Below are 16,050 nucleotides of genomic sequence, written 5' to 3' on the forward strand. Positions count from 1 at the left end.
TGCGCAACCACACAAAATCCAGCCGACGGCGCTGGTGTTCGCACACTGCGTGGTTACAGTGTTGAGATGAGCCTTCATCCCGCCCGCACCAGCCGCCCCGTGCGGCGGCTGCCGGCGCAGGAGGAGGTCTCCGCGGGTGGGGTCATCATCGACGTGGCGGGGGGCTTCGCGTGGATTGCCCTCATCGCCCGGCACAATCGTGCGGGGCGCCTGGAATGGTGTCTGCCCAAAGGCCACGTCGAGCCCGGCGAAACGCTGGTGGAGACCGCGGTCCGTGAGGTCGAAGAAGAAACAGGCATCATCGGTCGTGCCCTGTTGACGCTCGGCACAATCGACTACTGGTTCAGCACCCCCCAGTTCCGGATTCACAAGCGGGTGCATCACTACCTGTTGGAGGCACTCGGTGGCGAGATCAGCATCGAAGGCGACCCCGACCACGAGGCCGTCGACGCGCGCTGGTTCCGGCTGGACCGAGTGCATGGGCGGCTGACCTTCCCCAATGAACGTCGCATCGCCCAGACCGCCTGGCAGCACCTCGCCGGCACCGGCTGACCCTGCCCACCGCCACCGCCACCGTCACCGCACCGCGCGGTATGCCGCGGCGATCTTCGTCTGTGCGCTGTTCGCCTTCGTCACCGCCTGGTCCGGTATGGCGCAAGCGGCCTCCCTGCACACGGTCGCAGCGAGCGCGGCGGCAGCCTCGCCCAGCACGTCGGTGACGATCAGCCTTTCGCCGACCAGTCCGATCCTGACGTCGGACAAGAAGGCCGTCACCGTCAGCGGCACCATCACCAACACCGGTTCCGCCACGATCACGGCCCCGGTCGTGCACATCGCGCTCGGATCGCGACTGCTGGACACCATGACGTCGGTGCGCAATTGGGCATCGGGCAGCCTCGACATACCAGTGCAGGATGTGGCGACCGCGACCGTCCCGCAGCTACCGGGCGACTCGACGTCCGCATTCGACGCGACCATCCCGGCGGACAAGCTCGACCTCGGCTACTCACTCGCCTCGCTGCCCCTCACGATCACCGTCACCGACGGCAGCGGACAGTCGGCGTCGGCGATCCGTGGCAGCGTTCGCACGACGCTGTCGATCGCAGGAGGAAGGGTGAGTTCGCCACTGAAGCTGGACATCGTCATACCTCTCACCCTGCCAGCTGATCCCGCGCTTTTCGGACCGACCGGCACCGCGCGAACAACCGCCTGGATCAATGCGATCGGGCCAGACTCGGCCCTGCAGCAGACGCTGACCGAGTTCCAGGGACTGCCCGTGACCTGGGTGGTGGATCCGGAGATCCTCGATCCCCCGGCCGCCGCCGACAACAATCTGCCGACCCCCGCGGTGACGACCGGCTCGGCGTCGGCGTCGGCGTCTTCCGGCCAGGAGTCGTCGGCATCCTCCAGCAGCTCCTCCTCCAGTCCGAGCGCGTCGTCACCGGTCCCGACGCCGACGAGCACTGCCGACGGTTCGAGCAACCTCACCTCCGGCAACGCCGCTTCGTCGAGCGCAGGTGCAAGCGGGAACCCCAGCAGCTCAAGCAGTTCCGCCAGCGGCTCATCGAGCAGTTCCGAGACGCCGACACCCGCCCCCACCACTCCGGCCGAACAGCTGGCGGCCGTTGTCGCCAACGCAACCTCGCGGTTCGCCGAACTCACCCACGGGCAGAACGTCTGGTGGCTGCCGTATGACGACCCCGACCTCACGGCACTGTCCGCGACAGGCGGCAGCGGATCCGCGCTGATCAACCGGGATCTCTCCGTCGCGCTACCGGCTCAGCTGAGCGCCATCAGCGCCCGCCGTGCGCTTTGGCCCGTCGGCGACATGTCCGCTTCGCAGCTGTCGAGGATCGCCGTCACCTGGACTCGCACCAGCACCAGTGCACCGGTCGAGGTGCTGCCGACCCGTGCGGTGGCCACTCCGCAGCAGTCGCAGATCTCGGGCGCCTACCGGCTGGCCGGCACGTCCGGTCTGCTCACGTATGACGAAACTCTGTCGCGCACCTTTTCCGCTGGTGGCGGCGATGAGGGACTACGCACCCAACTGTTGCTCGCGCAACTGATGGCCACGTATCAGACGTCTCCGGAATCAGCTCGCTCAGTGACACTCGTCGTTCCACGCACCGGTGGGATGCCCAGTTCGGCGCTCGCCGCCGAGGTCGCAGCGCTCGAACGCGCATCGTGGGTGTCGGTGCGCGATGACACCGAGACGACGACCGCGCTCGCGGCCGCTCCGACCACGTCGTTGCTGGGCAAACCGACCGCCGGCACGGCCTTCCCACCGGTCACCGCCACGTCCGTCAACGGCACCACCTTGCACCAACTGGGCACGGCGGCCGATCAGCTGAGTTCGCTCAGCTCGATCCTGGTCGATGCGCAGGACGAGGTCTCCGACCGGGCACGCGCGCTCGACGTGGTCGGGTCGACCCGGTGGCGCGGGCAGGCAAGCGCTCTGAGCACCACTCAGAAGACCGCCGACGCCGCCATGACCGCGCTTGTCGGTCAGGTCACGGTCAACCCGTCCGACATCAACTTCTTCACCGACTCCGGCCAGATCACCGTCACGGTCGCCAACGGCCTGAACGTCCCCGTGCACGATCTCACCCTGACGCTGCTTCCACGCCGCTATCAGCTGCTGATCTCCCACAATTCCAAAACCATTGAAATCGAAGCGAACTCGCGCACGTCGACGCGCTTCGGCCTCAAGGCCGTCGGGGCCGGCACCGTCCGCGTCGACGCCACACTCACCGGGCCGCAGGGTCAGGACCTCGGTCCGGCTGTACCCGCCCAGTTGCGCATCAACGTGCAGCCCACGTCATCCTGGATGATCATCGGCGGGCTTGCGGTCATCGCGATCGCGGTGCTGATCTTCGGGCTCCGCAAGGCACTGCGACGGGGGCCGCGCACCCCGACTCCGCTCGGCGCAGGTGACGAGGCGACACCGGAGGACGCGATCGTCGACACGGGCCTGACGACCCGGCACCGACCCACGACGACAGACCACATTGAAGGCGACCACAGCGATGAGTGACCGCGAGCGCCATACCCTCGGCGAGCTGTATGCCGAGGCCGCCGCGCCGCGCCGCGCCGACACCGTCGCACCGGAATCCCCCGGCAGCCTGGGTCAGCAGTACGCCGCCTGGATCGGTGAGGACTCCGGCTACCTGCCGGTGGCCGACCCGGCCGAGATCGCGCGTCGCCGAGCGGCGTCGGCAGCCGATGCAGGGTCAGGGAACGGCCCCTCCCCCGACGCCGGCGATGCGGCATACGGCACGGCTGCGTCGCTGGGCGCGGCATACGCGTCCACGGCACACGGATCTGCAACGCGCGGAGTCGACGGCGCGGTCGACCCGGCGACCAGCACACCGGCAGCCGATGCAGCGCTCGAGTCCGGCGCCCGGGGTATCGGCCGCGCGAGCGCGATCATGGCGGCCGGCACCATGGTCTCGCGATTGCTCGGTCTGGTGCGCACCTGGCTGCTCATCTGGCTGATCGGCAGCACGACGATCGCCGGTGACGCGTTCGCAACCGCCAACCAGTTGCCGAACATGATCTACATCCTGCTGGCCGGCGGCGTGATCAACGTGGTGCTCGTGCCGCAGATCACCCGGGCGCTGAGTCACCCGGACGGCGGCAAGGCCTTCACCGACAGGTTGCTGACCCTGGCGATGACGATCCTGCTCGGCGTGACGATCGTGTTCACCGCGGCATCGCCCTTGCTGTTCAAATTGTTTTCACTGTCGTCCTCGGGTGAGACCTGGCGGCTGGGCGCCATCTTCACCGCCATCTGCCTGCCGCAGATCTTCTTCTACGGCCTGTACACGCTGCTGGGCGAGGTGCTCAACGCGCGCAGCCGGTTCGGTGCGCCGATGTGGTCGCCGGTGCTGGCCAACGTCTTCGCGATCGCAGGCATCATCTGGCTGCTGATGCAGACCTCCGGCGGCCGACCGGTGGGCGCGGTCGACCGGTGGACGATGCCGATGATCGTGGTGCTCGCCGGTTCGGCGACCCTCGGCATCGTGGCGCAGGCGCTCGCGCTGATCCCTCCGCTGCGCCGGGCGGGCTACCGCTTCACACCGAACTTCACCTTCCGCGGTGTGGGGCTGCGCACCACCTCGCGCATCGCGGTCTGGGCGTTCCTCGCGGTCGTCGTGCAGCAACTCGGCATGCTGGTGTCGACCAACGTGCTCAACAAGGCGGGCGGCACCCAGGCACAGGCCGTGGCCTTCCTGCTGTTCATGTTGCCGCATTCGCTGGTCACCCTCAGCCTGATCACGGCGTTGTTCACCCGTATGTCGCGGGCGGCTCATCGCGGTGACACCCGAGCCGTGGTCGGTGACGTCCGCCTGAGCCTGCGGCTGTCCGGCGTCGCCACGATCCCCGCGACGATCGGCTCGCTGGCGCTGGTGATGCCGATCGTGCACACGATGTGGCCGGCCGTCGACGCCACGGCCATCGGCCGGCAGACCATCGCGATGCTGCTGGGTCTGGTGCCGTTCACCGTGTGCGTCATCGTGCAGCGGGTGTTCTACGCCTATGAGGACGCACGGACACCGTTCCGGATGCAGGTCATCTGCACCGTCATCGCCAGCGTGTTCACCCTCGTGTCGTTCGCCGTGCTGTCCGACCCGTGGGTCGGTTCGGGTGTGGCGTTCGCGCAGTCGCTCAGTTACATCATCGAGGCGATCATCGGTTTCTGGTGGCTGCGGCGAATGCTCGGCGGGGTGCCGGTGTCGGACGTCGTGCGCGCCTACAGCCGTCTCGGTGTCGCCGCTGTCGCCGCCACCGTCGTCGCGGTGGCGATCGAGCTCGGTGTCGGACAGCTCATCGACACCGACCATCGCGTCGGGGCGCTGCTCTCGCTGCTGCTCGGCGGCGCTGCCTTCGTCGTGATCTACTTCGGTGGCGCTCGCCGAATGCGTGTTGCCGAGGTCGAAGAACTCGTCCAGCAGGTGACCGGACGGCTCGGCGGATTGCGCCGGTTGACCGGCCGCTGAGCCCTGCCTGGCCGATCGTGGCGGCTTCGGCTCCTAAGATGGCCCGGGACAGCCTCCCGTCACGTCGTCCGGCGCGGCAGGGGCGGACACCAGCAGACTGGCCCCGCCGATCGACCGACGGGGTATGACGGGAGCGATTCTGCAGTGCAGCGCATCGGCGAGGACACCGTGCTGGCGGGGCGCTACACCCTGACCCGCAAGCTGACGGATCGTGGCGGCAACGCCCTGTGGATGGCGACCGACGGAACCCTCGACCGCGACGTCACCGCGACCGTCTTCGATGCGTCCGGGCCGTACGCCGAAGCAGCGCTCGACAGCGCACGGCGAGCTGCCGGCGTCGAGGACCACCACTTCCCGCGCGTGCTCGATGTCGGCAGCGAGGACGGCACGGCATACGTCATCACCGAGTCGCTGCACGGAGCCGAGTCGATGACGGCCCTGTTGCAATTCGGCACCCTGCCGCCGGAGGAGGTCCGCCGCCTGATCGGTGAGGCCTCCGGTGGACTCGCTGCCGCGAGCGTCCGTGGCCTGCACCACCTGCATCTCACCCCGCACGACATCGTGCGATCACCGGACGGCTCCGTGTCGGTGCTCGGTCTGCCCACCGACGCCGCGCTCTCCGGTGCCGACGATCTGGGTTCCGAGCAGGCGTCGCGAGCCGACACGCTCGCCCTGGTGCGCATCGTCTACGCCGGTCTCACCGGTCGCTGGCCAGGAGAGGGCGACGTGGCCGACCTGCCGACGGTCGAGCGTCGCGTCGACGGCGAGCTGCCGCTGCCCAGCGAACTCGCAAGCGGTGTGCCCGGCGATCTCGACACCCTCTGCCGCACCGCTCTGGGCGATGACCAAGGTCCCCGCACACCAGGCGAACTCGCGCGGCAGCTGTCTCCGTGGTCGGCCGAACGTGTACACAGCGACGGTGTCCGGCCGGCAGCAGGGACGCGCAGCGTCGGCAGCAGACCGTCCGAATCACGCCTTCCGGCCGCGCGGCCTGGTTCCCGTGGAGCAGGCGCCGGGACGACCGGCGCCTCCACCGGGCGACCGGGTGGCGCGACCGACGACACACAGCGGCATACAGCACGATCGACTGCCGACGACACCATGGTCGGTGCCGTGCCCGGGCTCGATGCCGACGAGACGGCAATGATCCCCAAGGCGGCGATCGCGTCTGCCCGCGAGCGCACGGCCGTGCGACCGCGCGACGACCGGCGCGACTACGACCCGTCGTTCGAAGAGCTCGAGCCCCCGGTTCCGCTCCTGCAGGGTCACTTCGAACCCGACAAGCAATCCAGCCGTATGGCGCTGCTGTTCGTCGCTGTGATGGTCATCGTCGCCATCGCGCTCGCGGCAATCGGTCTGCACGGCATCGGCAGTTCCGGGAAGGCAGCGACGACCCCGTCAGCTTCGGCGCCGTCATCGAGCAGGTCGTCGTCGAGCCCGTCGGCGACCCCGTCGCCGACCGCCACGGTCATCACGCCGACCGCTATCAGCGCCTACGGCACCGGCGGAGGCGACTACCCCGGTTACGCACAGCTGGCCATCGACGGCAACCAGTCGACGTACTGGCGCAGCTACCACTACGCCACCAGCTCGTTCGGCGGGCTCAAGAGCGGCGTCGGCCTGCTGCTGAATCTCGGTGGCGACCGGACGGTCGGATCGGTCAAGATCACCACGACCGGTGGCCCGTCGACGATCCAGGTGTTCGTCACCGACGAGAAGGACACCGTTCAGGGGCAGACCCCGGTCGCCACGCTCACCGGCTCCGGCACTCAGACCGCGCAGGCCAATGGCGCCAAGGGGCAGTACATCATCGTCTGGGTGACCCAGCTGAGCCAGCAGCCCAACGGGGAGTACCGCGAGAAGATCAACGAGATCCAGGTGACTTCGTGAGTCTGCAGGTCCCGCTCGCCGAGCGTGGCGACCGCGAGCTGCTGGCTGCGCACTGCGCCGGCGACCCGGACGCGTTCGGCGAACTGTTCCGTCGGCACAAGGACAGGATGTGGGCGGTCGCACTTCGCACCTGCCGCGACCCCGAACTTGCGGCGGACGCGGTGCAGGACGGATTCATCTCCGCCTTCCGACGGGCCGACTCCTTCCGCGGCGATGCGCAGGTCACCACCTGGCTGCACCGCATCGTCGTCAACGCCTGCCTCGACCGGTTACGACGGATCAAGCCCACCAGTGAGTTGCCCGAGTACGACCTGGCCGACCGGCGCGACGCCCACAGCAGCACGGTGGTTCGTCTGGACGTGCAGGAGGCGCTCGGCAAGATCCCCGAAGGGCAGCGGCTTGCGCTTGCCCTCGTCGACATGGAGGGTCTGTCGGTCGCTGAGGCTGCGGTGGCGCTCGGAGTCGCTGAGGGGACCGTCAAGTCGCGCTGCGCACGCGGCCGTTCCGCCCTCGCGGAGTTGCTCCGGGATCAGCACGGCGGGGCATATCTGCAAGGCGGTGCGTGATGCGTGGAACCAACCGGCGAGTGCGTGCGTCGGAGCAGGGACTGATGTTGGAATCCCACCCGTCGTGTGCCACCAGTGCGCGATGGAACCACCTCCTGGCATCCGTCGTCTCACCTCTTACCCAGACTGGAGGAAGGCCGTGACGACGCCGCCGACGCACGACGAGTTCGAGAATGACCCGACCGGCATGGGAGCGCTGCTGCGCGCCCAGCCCGACCCGGGTCCGATGCCCGCTGCCGTCAGCGACAGCATCCTCGCCGCGCTCGCCCAGGAACAATCCGCCCGGCCACCCTCGGGCAACGTCACTCCGCTGACACGCCTGCCTGCCGCCCGTGTGCCGGCCACCCCCGCGGCAGGCCCCACAGAGGGCTCCGCCGAGTCCGCCGACGCCCCGACCCCTGATGCCCGGACCACCGATGCCCCAACTGACATCCGCTCGGCCGGGGGCAACAACCGCTGGCTGAAGGTCGTCGGCGGACTGGTCGCGGCCGCCGTGGTCGGCACGGTCGCGGTGGTCGGCGTGAACTCGCTCGGTGGCAACAACGCGCCCACGACCGCCGCACCGTCCACCGCCGGCACCGGCCACGTCGACCCCGATCAGGTGGCTGCGGTCACCCAGGTCTCGGCGAGCTCGATCAACTACACGGCTGCGGACTTCAACCAGCAGGCGGCGTCGATGGCAGCCTCACCGGTGCGTTCGCCCGACCCGGCGCAGATCGCGCAGTTCGGTTCGCTGGCCTCGCCGAAGGGCATCATCGCCTGCGTGGGCGCCATCGGCACCTCGCTGCTCGACCACCCCGACAAGGTGCGGGTGGACCTTGCGACATACGACGGGAAGCCCGCGGTCATCGTCGTGGTGACCAAGGGCAGTGTGCGCACGGCCTTCGCGGTGTCGACGACCTGCAGCGAGTCGCAGGCGCCGCTCGTGGCCCCGCGCACTATCTAGGGCGTATGTCCTAATAGGTAGTGCGGAGAAGACATTCAAGAACTGCACCATTCGGGACCTTCATACACTTGGAAGATGCAGGCTGACATGCGACATGGCGCGGATCCGCTCCGCGCTGAGCTCGATAGTCGGTGGCGCGAGTATCTCGATTCGGCAGCGGTCCTCCCTGACCATGAAGAGTGGATGCTGCGAGCAGTGACCGAGTACCGTGACGAGATCGTGCACCTCGGCGCTCAAGAACTCAACGCATGCGCGGTTCAGCCATGGAACGATGAGAACGCGCGGCTCGCTTATAAACGCTATCTGGACGCGGCTCGCAAATATGACCAGAATCCGGATGTCTGGGAGAGCGCGTATTGGTCTGCTCTTCGAGAGCGTTTGCCATCGAATCGTCCAATGACTCTTGAGTAGCAGCAGAGCTAAGGCGTGCATGTTGGTCGTCGCCCAAGCGGGTGCCCCCAACCACCCGAGCTCGACGGCAGCAGCCGCCAAGTCTCGCCCGCTGCTCGTCCTTGGACACCCCCGACACCGCGACGCCGTAGAACTTGATCCCATCCGACTGGCGCCACCATGAAGTGGATAGGGAGACACGCCCCCAAGCCGCGTCGATCCGAACCTGTGATTTCGCGACGCACCTGTTGACCCGGGCTTCATGACGAGCGGGGAACATCCGCCGCCTACGATCTGTTGTGCTGCATGAGCCGGGCGATCCGGCTCTCGTCATCTGCTTTGGAGTGAATCAGTGAGCGAGCCTCGCACCGTCATCATCATCGGTTCCGGCCCGGCGGGTTACACCGCCGCCGTGTATGCCGCGCGTGCCAACCTGGCCCCTCTGGTCTTCGAAGGTTCGGTGACCTCCGGCGGCGCGCTGATGAACACCACCGAGGTCGAGAACTTCCCGGGCTTCGCCGAGGGCATCATGGGCCCGGACCTGATGCTGCAGATGCGCGCCCAGGCGGAGCGTTTCGGCGCCGAACTCGTGCGCGACGATGTCACCGCGGTCGACCTGACCGGTCCGGTCAAGCGGGTCACCGACGGTGAGGGGACAGTCCACGAGGCGCACGCGGTGATCCTGGCGATGGGATCGGCATACCGCGAGCTGGGCCTGCCCGATGAGAAGCGGCTGTCCGGTCACGGCGTCTCGTGGTGCGCCACCTGCGACGGTGCCTTTTTCCGCGGTCAGGACATCATGGTCGTCGGCGGTGGGGACTCCGCACTGGAAGAGGCAGGCTTCCTCACCCGGTTCGCTTCGTCGGTGACGCTGGTGCACCGTCGTGACGAGTTGCGCGCCTCCAAGATCATGGCCGACCGGGCCAAGTCCAACGACAAAATCTCGTTCGCCTGGAACAGCGAGATCACCGCGATCCACGGCGACCCGAAGGTCAGTTCGGTGACGCTGCGCGACACCGTCACCGGTGAGACGCGCGAGCAGGACACCAGCGCTGTCTTCGTGGCCATCGGGCATCTGCCGCGCAACGAGCTTGTCACCGGTCAGGTGGACACTGACGACGAGGGTTACGTGCTGGTCGGGCACGGCACCACGGCGACCAACCTCGAGGGTGTCTTCGCCTGCGGTGACCTGGTCGACCACACCTACCGTCAGGCGATCACCGCTGCAGGCTCCGGGTGTGCTGCCGCACTCGACGCCGAGCGCTACCTCGCGCACGTCAGTGTTGCCGAGGTGCCACTGCCGGAGTCCGAGCAGGCCGTGGTGGTCTGAGCGGCGACGTAGCTGTCGGATTCACCAGAACGCCTGTCACACAACAGTTTTCATATTCCCAGCCATCAACCGAAAGGACATCCATCATGGGTGCAGCCACCAAGGACACCTCCGACGCCACCTTCGAGGCAGATGTCCTCAAGAGTGACAAGCCGGTTCTCGTCGACTTCTGGGCGCCCTGGTGCGGCCCGTGCAAGGCGCTGGCACCGGTCATCGACGAGATCGCCGCGGCCCACAGCGACAAGCTGACCGTCGTCAAGCTCAACACCGACGACAACCCGCAGACCTCGCAGAAGTACGGCATCACCGGCATTCCGACGCTGAACGTCTACCAGAACGGCGAGGTCGTCAAGACGATCGTCGGCGTGATGCCGAAGCCGAAGCTGGTCAAGGAGCTCGAAGCCTTCATCGGCTGACCCGAGCCCTCGCACCACCGCACGTCGAGACCGGCGGGCGACATACAGCTGCTGTATGTCGCCCGCCGGTTTCGTTGTCTGTCAACGGTTTTCGAGCGTTTTCTGTATGCCGTGCCGCCGTCGTGACGCTCTGGCCTTTCGGGTCGATCAGCCGCCGTGGACGAACCGGCCGGCGGCAATCGTGTGCGTCACCGTCGCGTCGGCCGGACGGACACCGGCGTCGAAGATGTTGGTGTCGAGCACGGCCAGGTCGGCGCGTTTGCCCACGGTGATCGTGCCGCCGTCGCTGTCGTGATTGACGTATGCCGATCCGGCGGTGAAGGCCGCGAGCGCGGCCGGGAGCGACAGTGCCTCGTGCAGCAGGAAGGGTTCCTCGTCACGAGCGCCGGGGTCGACCCGGTGCACGGCGACCTCGATCTGCGCCAGCGGATCCGCAGTGGTCACGCCCCAGTCGGAGCCCATGGCCAGCACCGCGCCGGATGCCGCGATGGAGGCGAAGGGATACATCTGCGCGGACCGTTGCGGACCCAGCGCCGGGATGTTGAGTTCCTTCATCTGCGGCTCGTTCTGAGCCCAGTAGGTCTGGCAGTTGACCACGACTCCCAGTTCGCGAAAGCGCGGCAGATCGACCGGGTTGACGACCTGGACGTGCGCGATGTGATGCCGGTGATCACTGGCACCATTGGTCTTTCGCGCCGCCTCGACCGCGTCCAGTGCCGCCCGGACCGCGGCATCGCCGATCGCGTGCTGGTGCACCTGGAAGCCCAAGGCGTCCAGCCGTGTGACCGCGCGCTGCAGGTCAAGAGCATCGACATACGTCAGGCCGTTGGGGTGTTCACCCAGGTCGTGCCGACAGTAGGGCTCCAGCATCGCGGCGGTGCCGTTCTCGACGATGCCGTCGACCATGATCTTGACCGAGGTGGCGTGGAAGCTGCCGGTGACGCGGCGCCGTTCGACGAGCGTTTCGATCTGGCTGATGTCCTGATGCCGGTCCCACCACAGTGCACCGACGACACGGGCGGTGAGGCGCCCGTCGGTCGCGATGCGCTCGTATGCCGCCTGGGTCGCCGGCGTGACCCAGGCGTCCTGCCAGCCGGTGATGCCCAACGAGTGCAGATGACGTTGGGCCCGCAGGATGTGCGAGGCCCACTCCTGCGTCGATGGGGCCGGGACCACATCCGCCTCGAATGAATAGGCAGCGCCCTCCTGCAGCATGCCGGTCGGTTCGCCGGTCATCGCGTCGCGCTCGTAGCGTCCGCCGACCGGGTCGGGGGTCGCGGCGTCGATGCCGCCTCGCCGTAGCGCGGCGGAATTCACCCAGGCGCCGTGCACGTCCTTGTTGAACAGGAAGACCGGCCGGTCCGGCACAACTGCGTCGAGGTCCTCCTTGCGCGGCAGCCCGCCGGGGAAGTGTTCCAGCGCCCAGCCGCCACCGACGATCCACTCGCGCTCAGGATGCTCCGCGGCATACCTGCCGATCGCCTCGAGGTACGCCCGGAGCCCGGCGACACCTGACAGGTCGACGTTGTCCAGATTCCGGCCCGCGAAGGGTGGATGGACGTGGGCGTCCTGGAATCCAGGAACGACCATCCCCGAATCCAGCTGCAGTTGCTGGGTTTTCGCGCCTGTTATGGTCGCGCAGTCGGCAGCACCGAGTGCGACGACGACCCCGGAACGTATGGCGACCGCGTCGGTCCAACTGCGGGCTGCGTCGGCGGTCCACACCGGCGCACCGGTGATCACCAGATCGGCCGACGTCATACCTCGCTGCCTTCCCGAAGGTCGTGGGTGACATAGAGCGGGTCGGATGCTGCGAGCTCGCGCTCCTTGCTCAGGTCAAGGCTGCGGGTCAGAGCCCAATAGAGCGCGGCAGCGACGACCAGGCCGATGCCGATCGAATAGTCAACGCTGTCAAGCTTCTTCGCAATGAATCCGGTGTAGTAGCCCGGGTTGACCATGAAGGGCAGCATCACCACGATCGTCGTGAGATAGGTCGCGGTGCCACGCCAGCCCCACCGGCCGTAGACACCGTTCGGCTTGAAGATGTCACTGACCGCATAGACACCTCGCCGCACGAAGAAGAAGTCGACCAGGTTGATCGCCGTCCACGGGGTGAATGCGTAGGCAAGGTAGGTCAGCGCGCTGGCGTAGAACGAGTCGAAGTTGCTCTCGCCCACGACGGCGGAGATCAGCCAGACGATGACCGCCATCGCCAGCACCGTGGCGACGCGGGCACGCCGACCAGGAGTGAACGGTTTGAACGTACTGGCGATCGACAGCATCGTCAGGCTGCCGCCGTACTGGTTGATCGCCATCACGGCCAGTAGTCCGACGAGCAGGCCGACCACGATGATGTCGCCGCCGCCGGTGAAGAGGTCGTTACCCGCCTTCTGAAGTGCCGGCACCAGGTCCGCTTCGCCGGTTCCGGCTCCCACGAGTGCGCCCAGGCCGAAGACCCAGATCGCGGACAACGAGCTGGGCAGAAAGGTCCACCAGAAGCTCGCCTTGGTGCCGACCGACGGCGGCAGGTAGCGCGAATAGTCCGAGACGTATGGCGCCCAGCCCAGCTGGAAGCCGCCGACGATGGCGAGTGTCGTCATGAACGGCGCGAGGTGGAAGTGCCCCGGCGCGAGCATCGACGACGTGATGTGTCCTGTCGCGAAGGCGGCGATGGTGGCAAAGATCATCAGCACGATGACCGGAACGGTCAGGACTCGATTGATCTTGTGGATCAGGTCGTAACCGAAGATCGCGATGACCGCGGCGACCCCTGCGGCGACAACATATCCGAGCCACAGCGGCACGTGCAGCACGCTGTGCGCCGCATCGCTGGACAGCAGGGCGTCGGAGGTGTTGTAGGCGATGTAGTTGGCGAGTGCAAAGACGAAGACTGTGATCGCTGCGCCGATGTAGCCGAACTGCGGTCGCGACTGGACCAGTTGGGGCAGACCCAGATGCGGGCCCTGCGTGGAGTGGAAGGCCATGAAGATCGTGCCGAAGAAGGACCACACCACGATGGCGACGAGAGTCCAGAACAGCGAATTGCCGAGAGCCAGACAGACGATTCCGGTCGCCATCGCCGTGAGGTTGATGTTGGCGACGAACCAGACCGCGCCCATGCTGCGCAGATTGCCGTGACGCTCTTCCAGCGGCACGACGTCGATCGAGCGACGCTCGACGCGCCCGGCGGCTTCGACGGACTGACCCGGTTGACCCGGTTGGGCGAGAACCTCTTCTGACATGGGTGCGTCCCTGTTCTGACGGCCGGACTCGCGGGCACGGCTCCGGCGAGGTTGGCGAGGTATGTGCGGTTGACCGCTGACGCTAATGGTTGCCAAATCGTTTTGGCAAGGGTTTCGGCGAAACCACCTTGGGGCCGTACTGTGGCGCTCATGGGACGGCAACGCGTGACGATCCGGGACGTGGCCCGAGCTGCGGGAGTGTCGACCACCACCGTCTCGCACGTGCTGAGTGGCAACGGCCGGGTCCGGGCGCAGACTCGCGAGAACGTACAGCAGCAGGTGCGCCTGCTGGGATATCAGCCGAATCCGCTCGCGGCAAACCTGCGACGCAGCACGTTCGGCTCGGTGGGCCTGGTGCTGCCGCCGGTGAGCCTGAACTTCACGTTCTACAGCGAGTTGATGATCGGTGCGTCAGAGGTGCTGCTGGATGCCTCCACCGGTCTGTCGCTGATCCCTCCGGCGACCACTGCGAACCAGTTGACCGAGCTGGCGATCGATGCGGTCATCATCGCCGAGCCGCGGACGAATGACGTTGTGTTGCAACGACTTCGGGACGCTCACCTGCCTGCTGTGTTCTGTGAGGCTCCGGACGAACCCCTGCCCGACGACATGTGGGCCATCGACAGCGACACCACCGTGAGTATCGGCGCGACCCTCGACCATCTGCGGTCCGCCGGAGCCGAGCGGATCGCCGCTGTCACCGTTGATCCGGTGCTGTGGTGGGGACGCAATGTGGCTCAGGCGGTCGATAGGTGGGCCGAGTCGAACGATCTGGAGGTGCGCCGGGCGATCATTCCTTTTGCTGTGCCGCCGGCGCAGGCCCGCGACCAGATCCGTGCCCTGCTGGCGGACGGGTGGGCTGAGGGGCTGCTCGTCTGCCATGAGGGCCTCGCTGCGAGCGCGCTGGCGAGTGCTCATCGCCTCGGTCGCCGCGTTCCCGACGACCTGTTGATCGCGTGCTCGGTCGATGCACCGGACCTGCTCGCGCTCGAGACCAACGTGACCGCGCTGGATCTGCGGCCACGCGAGATCGGGCGCGCGGCCGGCCACTTGCTGCTCGACCGCCCCGCCGAACCGGCCCGCACCGTCACCCCGCAATTGCGGATCCGCGCCTCCACCACCCGCTGAACCTCGGGACCCAATGCTCGACTGGTTCGACATGTATGACGCGAATCTCGTTGCACCTCAGCGTCTTTGACACCGAACTGTCGTTGCCTGCACATCGGCCCCCTGCGCCCGACATGTTTCAACCACACGTAGATTGGCCTCGTGCTGCGTGTCGCGAGCTTCAACATCAACGGGATCCGGGCGACACATCGACGCGGCTTCGGGGACTGGCTTGAGCAGCGTGACTGCGATGTCGTCGCCCTGCAGGAGGTGCGCTGTCCCGTCGACGCCCTGCCGGTGGGCGCCTTCCGGGGCTATCACGCGTCCTACGACCCGGGCTCGTTGCCGGGCCGCAATGGCGTCGCGATCCTGACTCGAACGCGACCTGTCGCCGTTCGGACGTGGAATGGAGCTGCGTATTCCGTTGAAGCACAACACCTTTGGACCGACCAACCAACTGCCACTGAGCTACAGACTGAATCCGTGCCACTGGCGCGCGAGCTGCGGCCGTTCGCCATGGAAGGTCGCTACATCGAGGTGGATCTGGCGGATCGGCCCGTCACGGTCGCGTCGTTGTACCTGCCCAAGGGCGGCCTACCGTCGGATTTGCAGAGACCAGGACGAATGCGGGAGAAACCCGACGGCGGTGCTCGCTACGCGCGAAAGATGAGCTTTGTCAAGGGCTTTCAGCGTCAGCTGGGCGCATCCCGGCGCGCTGCTCTCAGATCTGGCCGGGAGTTCCTTCTTGTCGGGGATCTCAACATCGCCCATGGACCACTGGACGTCGCCAACTGGCGCAGACAGCAGCGCAGCGAGGGATTTCTCCCGCAAGAGCGCGCGTGGTTCGACCAGCAGTTGGGTCCGCGACGGTTGATCGACGTGATGCGCCAGCTTGATCCTGATGTGCAGGGCCCGTACACCTGGTGGAGCTGGCTGGGCCGAGCCTTCGAGAACGACACCGGATGGCGCATCGACTACCACCTGGCGACTCCGACGCTCGCTCACTCGGCAGTCACCGCAGTCGTCGAACGTGAGACCCATCGTGCTGCGAGGCGCAGCGACCATGCTGCGGTCGTCGTCGACTACGACCTGCGCTGAGCATGGTCCGCTGACTCCGATATCACGAAATGACTCGCCGCGCTCGGCGGGTCGCTCCCTGCGCG

The 16,050-nt window shown here is 67.1% G+C and carries 13 protein-coding genes; 11 read left to right on the forward strand and 2 right to left on the reverse strand.

All coding sequences use genetic code 11. The features are described from left to right. Positions 1–66 precede the first annotated feature (66 nt). The 9 genes from BKA23_RS13220 (at position 67) to trxA (ending at position 10,538) form a co-directional block, all read left to right on the forward strand. Positions 67–552, forward strand: coding sequence for an NUDIX hydrolase (locus BKA23_RS13220; RefSeq protein WP_145229210.1), 486 nt, complete (start codon positions 67–69; stop codon positions 550–552). Further along, positions 500–3,034 carry a DUF6049 family protein gene (locus tag BKA23_RS13225; RefSeq protein WP_145229212.1) on the forward strand — a complete coding sequence of 845 codons (2,535 nt, stop codon included), beginning with the start codon at positions 500–502 and terminating at the stop codon, positions 3,032–3,034. The genes BKA23_RS13220 and BKA23_RS13225 overlap by 53 nt, the downstream gene beginning before the upstream one ends. Beyond that, positions 3,027–5,000 carry a murein biosynthesis integral membrane protein MurJ gene (gene murJ, locus BKA23_RS13230; protein WP_145229214.1) on the forward strand — a complete coding sequence of 658 codons (1,974 nt, stop codon included), beginning with the start codon at positions 3,027–3,029 and terminating at the stop codon, positions 4,998–5,000. The genes BKA23_RS13225 and murJ overlap by 8 nt, the downstream gene beginning before the upstream one ends. Positions 5,001–5,144: 144 nt before the next feature. Continuing rightward, the gene (locus BKA23_RS13235) at positions 5,145–6,890 is read left to right on the forward strand and encodes a protein kinase family protein (protein ID WP_145229216.1); all 1,746 of its coding nucleotides are present in this window, start codon (positions 5,145–5,147) and stop codon (positions 6,888–6,890) included. After that, the gene (gene sigM / locus BKA23_RS13240) at positions 6,887–7,456 is read left to right on the forward strand and encodes an RNA polymerase sigma factor SigM (RefSeq protein ID WP_425473776.1); all 570 of its coding nucleotides are present in this window, start codon (positions 6,887–6,889) and stop codon (positions 7,454–7,456) included. Before BKA23_RS13235 ends, sigM begins: the two co-directional genes overlap by 4 nt. Before the next feature lie 139 nt (positions 7,457–7,595). Next, the gene (locus BKA23_RS13245; protein WP_145229218.1) at positions 7,596–8,402 is read left to right on the forward strand and encodes a hypothetical protein; all 807 of its coding nucleotides are present in this window, start codon (positions 7,596–7,598) and stop codon (positions 8,400–8,402) included. Between the two features lie 75 nt (positions 8,403–8,477). Then, complete coding sequence (locus BKA23_RS13250) at positions 8,478–8,813, forward strand: hypothetical protein (RefSeq protein ID WP_145229220.1); 336 nt, start codon at positions 8,478–8,480, stop codon at positions 8,811–8,813. 331 nt (positions 8,814–9,144) lie between these two features. After that, on the forward strand, positions 9,145–10,122 hold the full coding sequence (trxB, locus tag BKA23_RS13255; RefSeq protein WP_145229222.1) for a thioredoxin-disulfide reductase: 978 nt from the start codon (positions 9,145–9,147) through the stop codon (positions 10,120–10,122). Positions 10,123–10,208: 86 nt separating this feature from the next. Next, on the forward strand, positions 10,209–10,538 hold the full coding sequence (gene trxA, locus BKA23_RS13260; protein WP_145229224.1) for a thioredoxin: 330 nt from the start codon (positions 10,209–10,211) through the stop codon (positions 10,536–10,538). A gap of 147 nt (positions 10,539–10,685) precedes the next feature. Here trxA and BKA23_RS13265 read toward each other — a convergent pair whose 3' ends face one another. Together BKA23_RS13265 and BKA23_RS13270 are read right to left on the reverse strand one after the other, a co-directional pair. Then, positions 10,686–12,299: an amidohydrolase gene (locus BKA23_RS13265; protein WP_145229225.1), complete on the reverse strand. Its 1,614-nt coding sequence runs from the start codon at positions 12,297–12,299 to the stop codon at positions 10,686–10,688. Beyond that, entirely contained in the window at positions 12,296–13,780 is a 1,485-nt protein-coding gene (locus BKA23_RS13270) for a purine-cytosine permease family protein (RefSeq protein WP_145229227.1), read from the reverse strand. The genes BKA23_RS13265 and BKA23_RS13270 overlap by 4 nt, the downstream gene beginning before the upstream one ends. A 150-nt stretch (positions 13,781–13,930) precedes the next feature. On the opposite strand from BKA23_RS13270, the gene BKA23_RS13275 reads away from it, so the two are divergent. Together BKA23_RS13275 and BKA23_RS13280 are read left to right on the forward strand one after the other, a co-directional pair. Beyond that, entirely contained in the window at positions 13,931–14,908 is a 978-nt protein-coding gene (locus BKA23_RS13275; protein ID WP_145229229.1) for a LacI family DNA-binding transcriptional regulator, read from the forward strand. Positions 14,909–15,049: 141 nt separating this feature from the next. Further along, the gene (locus BKA23_RS13280) at positions 15,050–15,985 is read left to right on the forward strand and encodes an exodeoxyribonuclease III (protein WP_145229231.1); all 936 of its coding nucleotides are present in this window, start codon (positions 15,050–15,052) and stop codon (positions 15,983–15,985) included. Positions 15,986–16,050 lie beyond the last annotated feature (65 nt).

The organism is Rudaeicoccus suwonensis (assembly GCF_007829035.1).
Lineage (GTDB): Bacteria > Actinomycetota > Actinomycetes > Actinomycetales > Dermatophilaceae > Rudaeicoccus > Rudaeicoccus suwonensis.